Here is a 15,661-nt window from a genome sequence, read left to right on the forward strand (position 1 = left end):
GCGGACAATCGGACGAACGCGGCACGGTCAAACGCCATCGCCATTCCGGAAACGCGAAGGGCTCCGGTTCGCGCCGGAGCCCTTCGTTCCGAACAAGCGGCGTCTCCCTCCTAGAACTCCTGCTTGAAGCGGATCCCGAACGTGCGCGGCAGGCTGAAGCCGGTATAGACCTGTCCGTTCGGATACTGCGCAACGATACCGTGTGCTCCACAAACATCGACACCACACTCGGTGTACTTGTACTGCGCCGCGCGTTTGTCGAATGCATTGTTGACGTAAACGTCGGCCGACCAGCCGCCTCTCTGCACGCCGGCGGACAGATCGACGGAATTGTAGGCAGGCAGGTCACCGAGCAGTGCACGCTCGCTCAAGCGCAGGTCGGTCGTGCGTCTGCCGACATGGACAAGCGCCGCCTGGACGAAGGCGTCGTTGCCGCCAAGGCTGAAGGTGTAGCGCGCAATGAGGTTGCCTTTGAACCTGGGCGTGATCGGCAGCTGCGTACCCTTCGGAGCGAGCGGCCCGGCCACGACACTGCCGTCCTGCGGGTTGATCGAGCCGGCCGGGCAATCCGTGATCGGACGACCGTTGGCGTCGGTGAACCCGCAGTAGTTGGCGGTCAGTCGGGCGCGATACGCCGCGATCCCCGCCGTCAGCTGCAGGTTGTACGTGGCCTGCCAGTTCAGTTGCGACTCGAGACCGTCGATGCGGGCGGAGTTCGCGTTCTTGATTTCGGTGAGGCCGTTCGCACCGAGGATCGGGAACTGGAAGTCGTTCCATGTCTCACGGAACACCGCGCCGTTGAACGACACCCGATTGTCCAACCACGAAGTCTTCCAGCCCAGCTCCTCGTTGATCAGGAAATCGGCCTGGTACGGCAACAATGTGCCGCGCCGATTGACACCGCCAGGGCGAAAACCCTCGGACCGGGTCGCATAGATCATCTTGGTGTCGTTGATATTCCAGGTCAGGTTGTACTTGGTGAGATTTCCGCTTTCCCTCACTCTCTTGTTGAAGTCGGAACACGGTGCATCCAGGAACGGTTCGGGCGACACGCAGGCAGCCTCACCCTGGCTCGATGAAAAGCCTGCGGCGTAGCCGAAGTAGCCGTACAGTTGATTGCTGGTGCGGTAATAACGCTCACCGAACGTGCCGGTGAGCACGTCGGGAATGAAGTCCCAGGACAGTTCGCCGAACACCGCCTTGTCGCGGTCGTAGCGCACTTGTCGGGTCAGCCAGATCGTGTCGTTCCAGCCCGTGACTGACAGCGCGTCGGCCAGGCCATCGACCTGGTAATCCTGCATGATGTCGTGCTTTTGCTTCTGCCAGAACAGGCCCGTGACGAGGCGCAGCCGTTCGTCCGCCGGTGAGACAAGACGCAGTTCGTGACTGTTCTTGGTGTAGCGATCCCGGTCGCTGATATGCTGCGAGGGATTGATCAGCGCGCCGTTGTTGTCATAGAAGGATGCGCCGGAGCCATACAAGGCGTCGTACCAGAACCCGTAGTCAGTGTAATCGGTCTGCTCTTCCTGACTGCGTTTGAGGTGCGCATAGGCATAGGTCAAGTCGAAATTGCCGATCTTGCCTTGCACGGTCAGCGCGCCTTGCCACCAGCGATCATTGACGCGCTCGGGATAGAAGTGGGTAACGGCCAGATCGCCAACGACTGGATCGCTGGCAAAGTTGCCATGCGAGATCGTCTGCTGCCCCATCAGCATCGGGCTGATCGACCAGTTGTCGTCGAGGTCGACTTTCAGCGCCGCCCGTGCACCGCTGGTATTGGCGTCGTTGTAATTGTCCCTGGCATGTCCGACACACTGGAACGCCGAGGACGGCGAGGTCCCGCTCGGCGAGCAATTCGGTGCATTGCTGATGGTGATGCCCGAAGTGGGGAACGTGCGCGAGCCGGCCTTGTTGTCGATGTAGCCGGCATCATGCTCGCGCCAACCGACGATGCGTACCGCCGCGTTCTTGCTGATCGGGACGTTGAGCATGCCTTCGGCCGTATAGCCGATGCCGCCATGCGCCACAGTGTCCACACCCAGGCTGTAACTTGCCGCGTAAGCACTCGGATCGGGCTTGTTGGTGATGATGCGCAAGGCGCCGGCCTGGGCGCTGGCGCCGTACAGCGTGCCTTGCGGCCCGGCCAGCACCTCGATGCGGGCGATGTCGTACATGTGGATGTCGAGCGGGCCCTGGATCGTGGTGACCGGCTGGTCGTCGAGGTACACGCCCACGCTCGGCTGCGATCCGGAGTGGTTGGTGTTGCCGCCGCTGGCCACGCCGCGCATGTAGATGGTTGCGAAACCGGGGCCGGTGGCGATGCCGCCGCCGCCCTGCTGGAAGGTGACGCTGGGCAGGTACTTCACATAGTCGTTGAAGTTCTGTACGTGGAGCGCCTCGAGCTGGTCCGTCTCCAGCACGTTGATGCTGATCGGCACCTTCTGCAGGTTCTCGGTGCGCTTCTGCGCAGTTACGTTCACCACACTCAGCGTCGTGGTCTTCGGTTTTGCTGCCGGTGTCGCGGCCGACGCCTCGGCCTGCCCCGCATCCTGGGCGAAGCCCGGTGTGGCCATGGCCAGGCAGATCGCCGCCGCAAGCGGCAACCTGGCCAGCCCGACCCGCTGCGCCCCCGTGATCTTCTTGAATCTACTCGTGTGCATAAGCCCTCCCCTCGCAAGTCCACGACAATCCATCGGATTTAAGCCATCACTCCCATACCGGTACGTCGGGGTAGCTCTCCAGCACCGGCCCCAACGCCGATGCGAGCGGCCCCAACCATGATGCGTAGTGGCGCCAGTGATCCATCCCCTCGCGGTAGATCGGCTGGCGCACCTGTTCCGAGCTGGCCGTGCGCACCGGCCGCGGGTTCTGGAAAAACCGCAGGCACGATGCCTCGAACGGCAGGCCGCAATACTCGAGCAGGCGGCGCACTTCCCCCTCGGTGTCGTCGACCATGCGCTCGTACACGACGCGGTGGATGCGCCCGGGCAGCACCGCGTCGAAATGCGCCATCAGCGCGACATAGTCGCGGTAGTAGCGCCCCACATCCTCAAGGTCGTAGCTGAAGCCCTGGCCGCGCGCGAAGTGCTGCTTGAAGGCCGAGAAGCCGCAGGCCAGCGGATGCCTGCGCGCATCGATGATCTTCGCGTTCGGCAGCATCAGGTGGATCAGGCCGATATGCATGAAGTTGTTCGGCATCTTGTCGATGAACAGCGGTGCCGCGGTCTTGCGCTGGATCCGGGTGTGCGCGAGGTAGCGCTCGCCGAGCGCGCGCAGGGCATCGGCATCGAGCACTGCCAGTGCGCCGTGGTAGGGCATGGCGTCGTCGGCGTCGCCCTGCATGCGCAGCAGGCGCGCGATCGAGGTCACCTCGGGCAGCTCCATCGTGCCTTCGACCTGGCTGTGGCTGGACAGGATCTGCTCGATCAACGTGGAGCCGGCACGCGGCAGCCCGACCACGAAGATCGGGTCATGCGCCGGGCTGCCGGCACCCGCACGCGCGGCGAAGAACTCGCGGGTGTAGTGCGCGCGGATGTACTGCACCCGCGCGCTGGTGTCGTCGGCGCTGTAGTGCACCTGCGCGCGGCGGATCGCATTGCCCTGCGCGTAATGCCGGAACGACGGCTCGTACTCGCCGGCGTCTTCCAGCGCCTTGCCGACGGCGAACTCCAGGTGCAGGCGGTCGTCGTCGGCGAGATCCGCGCGCGCCAGCTGCCGGCGCATCGCGGCCAGTTCGTCGGCGCTGAAGCGGAAGGTCTTCAGGTTGGCCAGGCTCCACCAGACTTCGCCGAATGAGGGCTCGAGTTCCAGGCTGCGGCGATAGGCAGCGACGGCGCGCTCGGTGTGCCCGGCGGTTTTCAGCGCATGGCCGTAGCTCACCCACACTTTCGCATGGCGCGGGTAGTGTTCCAGCAGCTCGGCGTAGATGCGGATGGCGGGCTCGTAGTCGCCGATCCGGCACAGCACCACCGCCTTGAGATTGCGGTTGCCCAGATGTTCCGGATCGGCCGCCAGCAGCTGCTCGATCTGCACCAGCGCCTGCTCCGGCTGGTTGCTGCGATGCAGGACCAGCGCGTAGTTCTGGCGTGCTTCCTGGAAGCTGGGGGCCAGCTCCAGGCAGCGTTCGAGCAGATGCTGGGCGTCCTCGTTGCGACCCAGCCGGGCGGCGACCTCGGCGAACATGCGGATCGCCGCCACGTCGGTCGGCGCCTGCTTCAGGTGCTCGCGCAACAAGGCCTCGGCCTCGGGGATGCGGTTCTCGACCAGGGCGACGGCGGCGGTCAGCAGGCGCGGATCGCGGGTGGAATGACGCACGTGGCTGGCGTATGCCGCGTCCGCCGCCTCCTGATCGCCGGCCGCCATCAGGTGGTCGCCAAGCGCACGCCAGGCTTGCGGCAGGTCGGGCTTCAGCGCCACCGCGCGGCGCAGCGCCTGGATCGCTTCCTGCCCGCGTCCGCAGCGGCCCAGGGCCAGCCCCAGGTCGAAGTGGATCATGGCCCAGTTCGGCTGGGCCTGCGCCAGGGGAACGAGGATGTCGAGCGCGCCCTGCATGTCTCCCTGCAGCGAGCGCGCGGCGGCCAGCAACTGCAGTGCGGCCGGATGACCCGCGGCCACCTGCAGAATTTCGTCGAGCTGTTCGACCGCCAATGCCGGATCCCGCTCCAGCAGGCGTGCCGCGTGGGCCAGCGCCTGTTCCAGCGTACCGGTGGCCGGCGCACCCGTCACGGACGGCCCCGCCGTGACAATACGCCCTGCTGCCCGTACGGGTCGAGTCTCGCGCGGCAGCACAGCCGGGGCACAGCGCGTTGCATGGACGACAGCAGCTCCTCACGGGTATCGCTGCAATCTACAACCGAACCCGGCCGGTAGATAGTGGCGCTGGCAAATATGTCAGGGGTGCCCCGATCTGTACGGCACAGGCGGCACCGGTTGCCCCAGGTTCGGCGGAGGCGCTAGGCTGGATCGGGCAAACACTGCTGCGGGCGCGAGACGGCATGCGGGACATGGAATCCCCGGAAGACGGCTGCTCGTCGCGCCCATCACCCGGGGACCGAACCTGCTCATGCCTGCCGATACCATGGTCAAGGAACTCAACCGCGCGCACGCGCTGCCCGCCCGCTACTACGCCGGCGACGCAATGCTGGCGATGGAACAGCGTGCGGTATTCGCGCGCAGCTGGCAGTTGGTGGCCCACCAGGGGCAACTGGCCGAAGCGGGCGACCATGCCGTCGGCCAGATCGCCGGGGTGCCCATCCTGCTGGTACGCGGCGCGGACGGCGCGCTGCGCGCCTTCCCCAATGTCTGCCGCCACCGCGCGGGGCCGCTGGCGTTGTGCGACGGCAAGGGCGCGCGCGCCCTGCACTGCAAGTACCACGGCTGGACCTACACGCTCGAAGGCCAGCTGCGCAGCGCGCCGGAGATGCAGGACGCCTGCGATTTCAAGGTCGAGGACATCCGCCTGCCGCCGCTGCGCGTGCACGAATGGCAGGGCCTGGTGTTCGTGGCATTGGGCGACGAGGTGCCGCCATTCGACGAAGTCTACGGCGGCATCGCCGAACGCATCGCGCCGATCGACCTGTCAGCCATGCGCTACCTGCGCCGCGACAACTACGACATCGACTGCAACTGGAAGGTCTACGTCGACAATTACCTCGAGGGCTACCACCTCCCGCACGTGCACCCGGGCCTGTCCCGCGTGCTCGACTACCGCGCCTACGACACCGAGCTGTTCCCGTGGCATTCGCTGCAATCCTCGCCGCTGCGCAACAGCACCGAGCTCTACGGCGACGGCCAGGCGTTCTACTACTTCATCTACCCCAACGTGATGCTCAACATCATGCCCGGCCGGCTGCAAACCAACCGCATCCTGCCGCTGGGGCCGGACCGCTGCCGCATCGTGTTCGACTACTACTACGCGCAGGACGCCGGCGCCCAGGCCCGCATCGCCGCCGACCAGGCGTTCAGCGACGAAGTGCAGAACGAGGACATCGCGATCTGCGAAGCGGTGCAGAAGGGACTGGCGTCCGGCTTCTACGTTCCCGGCCGGTTGTGCCCGAAACGCGAGGGCGGCGTCTGGCATTTCCAGAACCTGCTGCGAGCGGCGTATGCCGGCCCCGCCGGCGAATCCGCATGAGCATGCGCCGCCCCGTCCGGCCACACCCCTGAACCGAAACCTGGCGGAAGCCGACATGCGCAACGGCAACACGATCGGCTTCTGGACCTGCACCGCGCTGGTCGTGGGCAACGTCATCGGCATGGGCATCTTCGTGCTGCCGGCATCGCTGGCGCCGTTCGGATTCAACGCGCTGATCGGCTGGATCATCGTGCTGGCCGGCTGTCTCGTTCTGGCCCGCGTGTTCTCGCACCTGGCCCGTGCCCTGCCCGATGCCGAAGGCCCGTACGGCTACATCCGCCGCACGCTGGGCGAGCTGCCGGCGTACATGGCGCTGTGGGCGTACTGGGTGTCGATGTGGCTCACCAATGCCGCGCTCGCCACCGGCGTGGTCGGCTACATGACGGTGGTGTTCCCGCCGCTGGGCGCGCTCCCGCCGGCACTGTTCGCGCTGTGCCTGCTGTGGTCGGTGGTGGTGGTCAACCTGTTCGGCGTGCGCACCGGCGGCGGCGTGCAGATCGCCACCACGGCACTGAAGCTGTTGCCGATGCTGGCGATCGCGCTGCTCGGCGGCTGGCTGCTGCTGACCTCGCCGGCAAGCTATACCGCGCACCTGCCGACCACGCCGATCACCCTGGCCGAGGTGATGGCGGCCTCGACTATCGCCCTGTTCGCGATGCTCGGCATCGAATCGGCCAGCGTGCCGGCGGCGCGGGTGGACGACCCGGGGCGCACGATTCCGCGCTCGACCATGACCGGCACCGTGCTGACCGCGATCATCTACATCATCGTCTCCACCGTGCCGCTGCTGCTGATCCGGCAGCAGGAGCTGGCCCAGGCAAGCGCACCGTTCGCGTTGCTGATGGACCGTTTCGCCGTCGCCGGTTCCGGGCGCTGGCTGGCGCTGTTCGTGGTGATCAGCGGACTGGGCGCGCTCAATGGCTGGACCCTGCTCGCCGGCGAACTGACCCGCACGATGGCCGTCAACGGCGTGCTGCCGGCGGTGCTGGCGCGCAACAACCGCCACGGCGCGCCGGCGGTGGCGCTGCTGGTGATCGGTGCGCTCGCCTCGGCGATGGTCTGGATGAGCTACAGCAAGTCGCTGGTGGCGGCGTTCACCTTCCTCACCCGGGTGGTGACCGCCGCCAACCTGCCGCTCTACCTGTGCTGCGCACTCGCGCTGATCGTGCTGTGGCGGCGGCGCAGCGCGACGTGCGCCACGCGCCGGGTGCTGCTGGTCGCCGTCACCTGCGTGGCGTTCGTGGTCTTCGCCTTCGTCGGCATCGGCCACGAGCCGTTCGTGTACGCGCTGGGGCTGATCGCGGCCGGCCTGCCGCTGTACGCGCTCATGCGCCTGCGCCGCAGGAACGCGCCACCCGCCGAGGTCATTCCGGAATGAGAGATCCGCGCTACGACATCCTGTTCACCCCGCTCAAGATCGGCCCGGTGACGGCGAAGAACCGCTTCTTCCAGGTGCCGCACTGCAACGGCATGGGCCACGCGATGCCGCTGGCGCACGCGGCGATGCGCGAGACCAAGGCCGAGGGCGGCTGGGCGGTGGTCTCCACCGAGGAGTGCGAGATCCATCCCAGCGGCGACCTCACGCCCTACGTCGAGGCGCGGCTGTGGGACGACCGCGACATCCCCGCGCTGGCGCTGATGTGCGACAAGGTGCACGCGCACGGCGCGCTGGCCGCGCTGGAGCTGTCGCACAACGGCCCCACCGCGTCGAACCTGTATTCGCGCGAGGTGCTGCTGGCGCCGTCGCACCAGCCGACCAAGTACGGCTACCCGCACCAGGCGCGCGCGATGACCCTGCACGACATCCGCGAATACCGGCGCTGGCATCGCGAGGCGGCGATCCGCGGCAAGCGCGCGGGGATGGACATCATCTACGTCTACGCCGCGCACGACCTGTCGCTGGCGATGCATTTCCTGCAGCGCCGGCGCAACCAGCGCAGCGACGAGTACGGCGGTTCCCTGGAGAACCGCGTGCGTCTGCTGCGCGAGGTGCTGCAGGACACGAAGGATGCCGTGGGCGACACCTGCGCGGTGGCGCTGCGCTTCGCCACCGAGGAACTGCTCGGCCCCGGCGGCGTGGAGCTGGCCGAGGCCAAGGACATCGTGGGCATGCTGGCCGAGCTGCCGGATCTCTGGGACGTGAACGTCGCCGCCTGGTACAACGACTCGGTGCCCTCGCGCTTCGCCGGCGAGGGTGCGCAGGAGCCGTTCATCGACTTCGTCAAGCAGACCACCAGCAAGCCGGTGGTGGGCGTGGGCCGCTTCACCTCGCCGGACACCATGGTGTCGCAGCTCAAGCGCGGCGTGCTGGACATGATCGGCTGCGCGCGCCCGTCGATCGCGGATCCCTTTTTGCCGCGCAAGATCGAGGAAGGCCGCGTCGACGACATCCGCGAATGCATCGGCTGCAACATCTGCGTCTCCGGCGACATGACCATCTCGCCGATCCGCTGCACGCAGAACCCGACGATGGGCGAGGAATGGCGCAAGGGCTGGCATCCGGAACGGATCGCGCCGAAGCGCTCGGCCAGCCGCGTGCTGGTGGTCGGTGCCGGGCCGGCCGGGCTGGAAGCCGCGCGTGCGCTCGGTCAGCGCGGCTATGAGGTGAGCCTGGCCGAAGCGCGCCGCGAGCTCGGCGGCCGCGTCACCCGCGAGGCGCGCCTGCCCGGCCTGGCCGAATGGGCGCGCGTGCGCGACTGGCGCATGGGACAGATCGACAAGTTCGCGAATATAGCCGTCTATCTCGATTCGGCCTTGACCGCACAGGACGTGCTCGACTTCGGCGCCGAGCACGTGGTGCTGGCCACCGGCTGCCACTGGCGCCGCGACGGCTATGGGCGCAGCAACGGTTTCGCCATCCCCGGCTTCGCGGGCAATTCCCGTGTGTTCACGCCCGACGACCTGATGGATGGCCACCTGCCGGAAGGACGCGTGGTCGTATTCGACGACGACGGCTTCTACTACGGCAGCGTCGCGGCCGAGATTTTGCGCCGGCGCGGCTGCGAGGTGACCCACCTGACCCCGGACGACAGCATCGCGCCGTGGAGCCAGCACACGCTCGACTACCGGCATATCCGCAAGCGGATGGCCAAACTCGGCATCGAGGCGATGGTATCGCAGGACATCATCGGCTTCGACGGCACGACCCTGACCGTCGAGGACGTCTGGACCCATCAGCGCCGGGAGCTCGCCTGCGACGCGATAGTCACGGTGACCGCCCGCGTGCCCGACGATGCGCTGTACCAGGAGCTGCGGCGGCGCGAAGCGGAATGGTCCGCCGCCGGCGTGCGATCGTTGCGCTGCATCGGCGACGCCGAGGCGCCCGGGCTGATCGCGCATGCGGTCTACGCCGGCCATCGCTACGCCCGCGAACTGGAGGAACCCGCCTCCGATGAGGTCGCGTTCAAGCGGCACTTCCATGCCGCCCACGCCGACGACCTGCGGCGCGAGACGCAGGCGCAGGAATCTCCCTGAAAACCGGCACGACCGCCGGCAGACGCAGCTAGCGGAACTGCCGATCGCGCCGCCCGGTATGCGCATGGACGATTCGCCCGGTCAGTTGCCGACCCAGCGGCGACAGCCCGCTGACCATCTCGCCGCGGAGCACGTCGAGACCGGCCAGCCGGCGTCGATGGAAACGCAGCGGGTACGCGTCGAGCGCCGGCAGATGCGGCGTATCCGGCATCGCGACCGTGGGTTCGCCGCCAGCCAGCAGGCGATCCCAGCCCAGGTAGTCGGTGTCCGGCAGCAGATGCAGGCGCACGCAGGGGCGGCCGGTTCGGTCCAGGCCGTCGACCCATTCGCGCGGTCCGTCCACCGCGATCACGCTGACCGCCATCAACCAGCGCACCCGCAGCAGCGGGGCCAGCCGCGGCGTTTCCACCAGCAGGCCGCGCGGCAGCGCCGACAACTCCGGTCCGCACGCCGCCAGCGGCATGTACAGCACGCTGTCGAGCGCCGGCAATGCCGCGACCAGCGGCGCCGGTGCGATCCGCAGCCAGCGCCGACACACGCCTGCACCAGAGGCTTGCAGGCGCCACGCCTGCCGTTGTCGCCACCATGGAATGAACATCGCCTGCCTCCAGCGACACGAGCCGGCGAGACCGCCCGGGCTCGGGGAAACGCGCGGGCCGTCTCGCCCGCTGCGCCGGGAAAACCGACCGCTGCGGCTACTTGGTCAGGATCAGCTTGTCGTTGCGGGTCAGGCGCAGGTGGTACTCGCTGCCCTGGTGCTGGATCACCAGCTCGCGCTCACCTTCCAGCAGCGCATGGCTGGAGACACGTCGGGCCGTCGCCGCGGCTGGAGCCGGCGACGGCAAAGCCGGCCGCGGGATCGCGCGTGACGGCAGCGGTTGGCGCAAGGACAGGACGGGCATCGGAATATCCGGAGGAAGCGGCGACGTCATTGATGATAATGATTCTCATTTGGCTGTCAACCACCCTCCTTCTTCAACCTGCCTCGACGATCCGCCGCATCCGCTGCGCCACCGCCGCATCCAGCCGCGGCAACAGTTCCAGCGCGTCCAGGTTCTGCTCCAGCTGCTCGCGCTTGCTGGCGCCGAGCATCACGGTGGAAACGTGCGGATTGAGCAGGCACCAGGCGATCGCCAGCTGCGCCAGGCTGGTGCCCAGCTCGGCGGCAATCGGCTGCAGCGCGCGCACCTTGTCCAGGCGTTCGTCGCCGTGGCCCAGCACGCTCTCGCGCAGCCACTCATAGCCGGGCTGGGCCAGCCGCGAACCGGCCGGCACGCCGTCGTTGTACTTGCCGCTGAGCAGCCCGGACGCCAGCGGCGACCAGATCGTGGTGCCCATGCCGTAGGCCTCGTACAGCGGCGCGTATTCCACTTCGACCCGCTCGCGGTGCAGCAGGTTGTACTGCGGCTGCTCCATCACCGGCGCGACCAGATGATTCTCGCGGGCGATCTGGTGCGCCTCGTGGATCGCCTCGGCCGGCCACTCGCTGGTGCCCCAGTACAGCACCTTGCCCTGGCGCACCAGCGTATCCATCGCCGCCACGGTTTCCGCGATCGGCGTGTCCGGATCGGCGCGATGGCAGAAATACAGGTCCAGGTAATCCACGCGCAGGCGCTGCAGCGCCTGGTGGCAGGCTTCCGTCACGTGCTTGCGCGACAGCCCGCGCTGGGTCGGCAGCGGCTTGTCGACCGCGCCGAAGAACACCTTGCTGGAGACGCAGTAGCTGTCGCGCGGAAAGCGCAGGTCGGCCAGCACGTCGCCCATCACCTGCTCGGCCACGCCGTTGTTGTAGGTCTCGGCGTTGTCGAAGAAGTTCACCCCGCGATCGTGCGCCAGCGCCAGCAGCTCGCGCGCCTGCGCGCGCCCGACCTGCTTGCCGAAGGTGACCCAGGCGCCGAACGACAGCGCGGAAAGTTGCAGGCCGGAGGTGCCGAGGCGACGGTAAAGCATGGGGATGCTCCTGTGACGGGAAAGACCGCCAGCATGTCCAATCCACGCGCGCGGCACAACGGCGTAATCTTGGGTTTTCCCCACGACAGGAGTTCGCCATGTCCTCGATCACGGGCTGGGCCGCCAGCGCGGCCGGCCAGCCGCTGAAACTGGCCACGTTCGACGTGGGCGCGCTGGGCGCCGAGGAAGTCGAGGTGGCGGTCGACTACTGCGGCATCTGCCACTCCGACCTGTCGATGATCGGCAACGAGTGGGGCAATGCGCGCTACCCGTTCATTCCCGGCCACGAAGTGATCGGCCGGGTCACCGCGCTGGGCGCGCAGGCGAAGGGGCTCAGCGTGGGCCAGCGCGTGGGTATCGGCTGGACCGCCGAAAGCTGCATGCACTGCCGCCCGTGCCTGTCCGGCGACCAGAACCTCTGCGCGCAATCGGTGGCGACCATCGGCGGCCATCACGGCGGCTTCGCCGACAAGCTGCGCGCGCACTGGGCGTGGACGATTCCGCTGCCCGAGGGCATCGACCTGGCCAGCGCCGGCCCGCTGCTGTGCGGCGGCATCACCGTGCTGAAGCCGTTTCTTGCCTACGACATCAAACCCACCGCGCGCGTCGGCGTGGTCGGCATCGGCGGGCTCGGCCACATGGCGGTGAAGTTCGCCGCGGCCTGGGGCTGCGAAGTCACCGCGTTCACCTCCACGATGGCCAAGGCCGACGAGGCGCGCGGATTCGGCGCGCACCACGTGGTCGCCAGCCGCGACAGCGCCGCGATCAAGGCGATCGCCGGCTCGCTCGACCTGCTGCTGGTCACCGTCAACGTACCGATGGACTGGAACGCGTTGCTCAATGCCCTCGCGCCGAAGGGCCGCATGCACGTGGTCGGTGCGGTGCTGGAACCGATCCCGGTGCCGGCGTTCAGCCTGATCGGCAAGCAGCGCGAAGTCTCCGGCTCACCCACCGGCTCGCCGGTCGACATCGCCCGCATGCTCGACTTCGCCGCCCGCCACGACATCCGCCCGCAGGTGGAGATGTTCCCGATGGCGCAGGTCAACGAGGCGCTGCAGCGCCTCGCGGACGGCAAGGCGCGCTACCGCATCGTGCTGCAGGCCGGGGGCTGAGGCGCTTACCGAAGCAGGTGCAGCCCCAGCGCCAGCACGACCGCGGCGAACGCGCCGGCCACCACGTCGTCGACCATCACGCCCATGCCACCCTTGACGCGCCGGTCGAGCCAACTGATCGGCCACGGCTTCCACACGTCGAACAGGCGGAACAGCAGGAAGCCGAGCGCGATCGCCCACCACGGCGCGGGCAGCACCAGCAACGGCAGCAGCGCGACCCACTGGCCGATGAACTCGTCCCACACGAGACTGCGGTGGTCGGCCACGCCCAGCGCGCGGCTGGCCACGTTGCAGGCCCACACGCCTGCGGCAAAGCCGATCAGCAACACCGCCAGATACATCGGCAACGGCAGCTCGCGCAGCAGCAGCCACGGCAGCAGCGCGGCCAGCGAACCGAACGTGCCCTGTGCCACCGGCGCCAAGCCCGAACCGAAACCGCAGGCCAGCCAGCCGGCCGGCGTGGCCAGCAACGCACGTCGCTGTTCTCGGTTCAAGATCTTCTTCGCGCTCACGCGAAATGCTCCCAGCCCGGTCGATCCGTCGCCAGCGATGCGCCATCGGCCGCACGCACGCGCACGCCCTCGCCTTCCACGATGCGGCCGATCTTCGTGGCGCCACAGCCGAGCCGGGCCAGGCCGGCCTGCAGCTCGGCCACGCGAGCTGCCGGTACGGTGAAGCACAGTTCGTAGTCGTCGCCGCCGCTCAACGCGAAGTGCAGCGCGGTGGTGTCGTCGTACAGCTCCAGCAGCGCCGACGAGCGCGGCAGCAAGGCGGCCTCGATCTCCGCGGCGACGCCGCTGGCGGCACAGATATGGCCGAGATCGGCGAGCAGGCCGTCGGAGACGTCGACGCACGCCGTAGCTTGTCCGCGCAGCGCCGTGCCGACCGCCAGTCGCGGCGTCGGCCGGTTGAGCCGCTCGATCAGGAAGCCGCGCAGGCCGGCGCGGCCGTCGTCGTCGCGCGGCGGATGCTGCAAGGCATGCAGGCCGGCGGCCGCGTCGCCCAGCGTGCCGGTGACCAGCACCGCGTCGCCGACCCGTGCGCCGGCGCGGGTAAGCGCCTGGCCCGGCGGCACGAAGCCATGCACGGCCACGCTGATCGTCAACGGCCCGCGCGTGGTGTCGCCGCCGACCAGGGCCAGCCGGTGCGGCTGCGCCAGCTTCGCGAAGCCTTCGGCAAAACCCTCGACGAAGGCCGCGTCCGCGCTGGGCAAGGTCAGCGCCAGCAGCGCCCAGGCCGGACTCGCCCCCATCGCCGCAAGGTCGGACAAATTCACCGCCAGCGCCTTCCAGCCGATGTCGACTGCCGCCGTACCGGGGGGAAAATGCACGCCCTCGACCAGGGTGTCGATCGCCACCGCAAGCTCTTTCCCCGGCGGCGGCGCCAGCACCGCGGCGTCGTCGCCGATGCCGATGCGCACGTCGTCGCGCGGCTGCGCGGTAAGTTCGCGGAGGCGGTCGATCAGGCGGAATTCCATGGCGGCGCGGCTAGCGGGTGAACACCAGGGTGGGACTGTCGTGATAGCTCGACGACTGCCACAGCCGGAAGCCGGCCTTCTCCGCCACACGGATCGATGCGCGGTTGTCCGGCGCGATGATGCAGACCGCGCGCAAGGTCGGCCGATGCTGCTCCGCCCAGCCGATCGCGGCGGCCACGGCTTCGCTCGCATAGCCCTTGCCGTGCGCGTGCGACGCCAGGACCCAGCCGAACTCCAGCATGCCGTCCAGCGACGGCTGCAAGTCGCGCCTGAAGTCGGCGAAACCGATGTCGCCGATATAGCGCCCGGTGGACTTCTCCTCGACGGCCCAGTAGCCGTAGCCCAGCACACTCCACAGGCCCGCGAACTGCAGGAGGCGACGCCAGATTTCCTCTCCGGTCAACGGCCGGCCGCCGATGAAGCGGGTCACCTCGGGATCGGACCAGATCGCCACGCGTTCGGCATGGTCCCCGGCGCGGTGCGCCCGCAACCGAAGGCGTGCGGTCTCCAGCTCCGGCACCGGCCCGGGCAGCGCGGACATCAGCCCTTCTTCTCGACCGCGCGCAACTCGCCGGCCAGCTTGTCCAGCACGCCGTTGACGTAGCTGTGGCCGTGGTCGGCGCCGAAGCGCTTGGTGACCTCGATCGCCTCGTTGATGATCACCCGGTACGGCACGTCCGGACGGAACTTCAGCTCGTACGCGGCCAGCCGCAGCGCGGCGCGCTCGATCGGATCGATCTGCGCCACCTCGCGGTCGATATGCGGGCGCAGGCATTCGTCGAGCGCCTCGACGTTCTTCTCCACGCCGTGCAGCAGGTCCTCGAAGTATTCGAGGTCGGCCACTTCCATGTCCTGCTCGTGGCGGAACTGCTCTATCACCGCATTCATGTGGCTGCCGCTCAACTGCCATGCGTACAGCGCCTGCAGTGCGCGGCGGCGGGCACGCGAGCGCGCCTGCATGTCGAGGCCCTGCGAATGCTGGCTCATGCCAGTTTTCCGTACAGATTGACCATTTCCAGCGCGGCGACCGCGGCGTCGGCGCCCTTGTTGCCGGCCTTGGTGCCGGCGCGCTCGATCGCCTGCTCGATGCTGTCGGTGGTCAGCACGCCGAACGCCACCGGCACGCCGGAGCTGTAGGCGGCCTGGGCCAGGCCCTTGGCGCATTCGCCGGCGACGTAGTCGAAGTGCGGGGTGGCGCCGCGGATCACCGCGCCCAGCGCGATCACCGCGGCGTACTTGCCGGAATTGGCCAGCTTGTGCGCGGCCAGCGCGATCTCCCACGCACCCGGCACGCGGACCAGTTCGATCGCATCATCCTTCACGCCATGGCGCACCAGCGCGTCGCGCGCCCCGGCCACCAGCGGCTCCACGACGAAACCGTTGAAACGGCCGGCGACGATGGCAAAACGGCCTTTCGGCGTGGCGAAATCGCCTTCGATGATCTTCATTGCGGATTTCCTTGGTTGGACGCGCGGCCCATGCAGGTCGGGCATTTTACGGGTTTGCCCGCCCTCC

The 15,661-nt window shown here is 68.2% G+C and carries 14 protein-coding genes; 4 read left to right on the plus strand and 10 right to left on the minus strand.

The window, feature by feature from the left end:
* Positions 1-110 precede the first annotated feature (110 nt).
* Both KK131_RS05110 and KK131_RS05115 read right to left on the minus strand, forming a co-directional pair.
* Positions 111-2,660 (minus strand): TonB-dependent receptor, encoded by a 2,550-nt coding sequence (locus tag KK131_RS05110; RefSeq protein WP_214555615.1) that lies wholly within the window; start codon positions 2,658-2,660, stop codon positions 111-113.
* Between the two features lie 46 nt (positions 2,661-2,706).
* The gene (locus tag KK131_RS05115) at positions 2,707-4,725 is read right to left on the minus strand and encodes a tetratricopeptide repeat-containing sulfotransferase family protein (RefSeq protein ID WP_214555616.1); all 2,019 of its coding nucleotides are present in this window, start codon (positions 4,723-4,725) and stop codon (positions 2,707-2,709) included.
* A gap of 337 nt (positions 4,726-5,062) precedes the next feature.
* Between KK131_RS05115 and KK131_RS05120 the strand changes: the two genes are divergently transcribed.
* Genes KK131_RS05120 through KK131_RS05130 form a run of 3 tightly spaced genes read left to right on the plus strand, consistent with a single transcriptional unit; the run spans position 5,063 to position 9,607 of the window.
* Positions 5,063-6,133: an SRPBCC family protein gene (locus tag KK131_RS05120; protein ID WP_214555617.1), complete on the plus strand. Its 1,071-nt coding sequence runs from the start codon at positions 5,063-5,065 to the stop codon at positions 6,131-6,133.
* Between the two features lie 55 nt (positions 6,134-6,188).
* Positions 6,189-7,511 (plus strand): amino acid permease, encoded by a 1,323-nt coding sequence (locus KK131_RS05125; RefSeq protein ID WP_214555618.1) that lies wholly within the window; start codon positions 6,189-6,191, stop codon positions 7,509-7,511.
* A complete protein-coding gene (locus tag KK131_RS05130; RefSeq protein WP_214555619.1) occupies positions 7,508-9,607 on the plus strand; it encodes an FAD-dependent oxidoreductase in 2,100 nt (699 codons plus the stop codon). The genes KK131_RS05125 and KK131_RS05130 overlap by 4 nt, the downstream gene beginning before the upstream one ends.
* Positions 9,608-9,635: 28 nt before the next feature.
* Here KK131_RS05130 and KK131_RS05135 read toward each other — a convergent pair whose 3' ends face one another.
* The 3 genes from KK131_RS05135 to KK131_RS05145 form a co-directional block, all read right to left on the minus strand.
* Positions 9,636-10,205, minus strand: coding sequence for a hypothetical protein (locus KK131_RS05135; RefSeq protein WP_214555620.1), 570 nt, complete (start codon positions 10,203-10,205; stop codon positions 9,636-9,638).
* 97 nt (positions 10,206-10,302) lie between these two features.
* A complete protein-coding gene (locus tag KK131_RS05140) occupies positions 10,303-10,509 on the minus strand; it encodes a hemin uptake protein HemP (RefSeq protein ID WP_214555621.1) in 207 nt (68 codons plus the stop codon).
* Between the two features lie 73 nt (positions 10,510-10,582).
* Positions 10,583-11,557, minus strand: a complete 975-nt coding sequence (locus tag KK131_RS05145) for an aldo/keto reductase (protein ID WP_214555622.1) — start codon at positions 11,555-11,557, stop codon at positions 10,583-10,585.
* A 98-nt stretch (positions 11,558-11,655) separates the two neighbouring features.
* Here KK131_RS05145 and KK131_RS05150 point away from each other — a divergent pair, with 98 nt between their 5' ends.
* A complete protein-coding gene (locus KK131_RS05150) occupies positions 11,656-12,669 on the plus strand; it encodes an NAD(P)-dependent alcohol dehydrogenase (protein WP_214555623.1) in 1,014 nt (337 codons plus the stop codon).
* A gap of 5 nt (positions 12,670-12,674) precedes the next feature.
* Here the strand turns inward: KK131_RS05150 and KK131_RS05155 are convergent, their stop codons facing one another.
* From KK131_RS05155 to ribE, 5 genes are read right to left on the minus strand one after another with little or no spacing between them, the layout of a single operon-like run.
* The gene (locus tag KK131_RS05155) at positions 12,675-13,181 is read right to left on the minus strand and encodes a phosphatidylglycerophosphatase A (protein WP_214555624.1); all 507 of its coding nucleotides are present in this window, start codon (positions 13,179-13,181) and stop codon (positions 12,675-12,677) included.
* Positions 13,178-14,146, minus strand: coding sequence for a thiamine-phosphate kinase (thiL, locus tag KK131_RS05160; protein WP_214555625.1), 969 nt, complete (start codon positions 14,144-14,146; stop codon positions 13,178-13,180). Before thiL ends, KK131_RS05155 begins: the two co-directional genes overlap by 4 nt.
* 10 nt (positions 14,147-14,156) lie before the next feature.
* Positions 14,157-14,687, minus strand: coding sequence for a GNAT family N-acetyltransferase (locus tag KK131_RS05165; RefSeq protein WP_214555626.1), 531 nt, complete (start codon positions 14,685-14,687; stop codon positions 14,157-14,159).
* On the minus strand, positions 14,687-15,133 hold the full coding sequence (gene nusB / locus KK131_RS05170; protein ID WP_214555627.1) for a transcription antitermination factor NusB: 447 nt from the start codon (positions 15,131-15,133) through the stop codon (positions 14,687-14,689). The genes KK131_RS05165 and nusB overlap by 1 nt, the downstream gene beginning before the upstream one ends.
* Positions 15,130-15,594 (minus strand): 6,7-dimethyl-8-ribityllumazine synthase, encoded by a 465-nt coding sequence (gene ribE, locus KK131_RS05175; RefSeq protein ID WP_214555628.1) that lies wholly within the window; start codon positions 15,592-15,594, stop codon positions 15,130-15,132. The genes nusB and ribE overlap by 4 nt, the downstream gene beginning before the upstream one ends.
* Positions 15,595-15,661: the final 67 nt, after the last annotated feature.

Origin of the sequence: Rhodanobacter sp. LX-99, assembly GCF_018599185.1 — a bacterium.
Lineage (GTDB): Bacteria > Pseudomonadota > Gammaproteobacteria > Xanthomonadales > Rhodanobacteraceae > Rhodanobacter.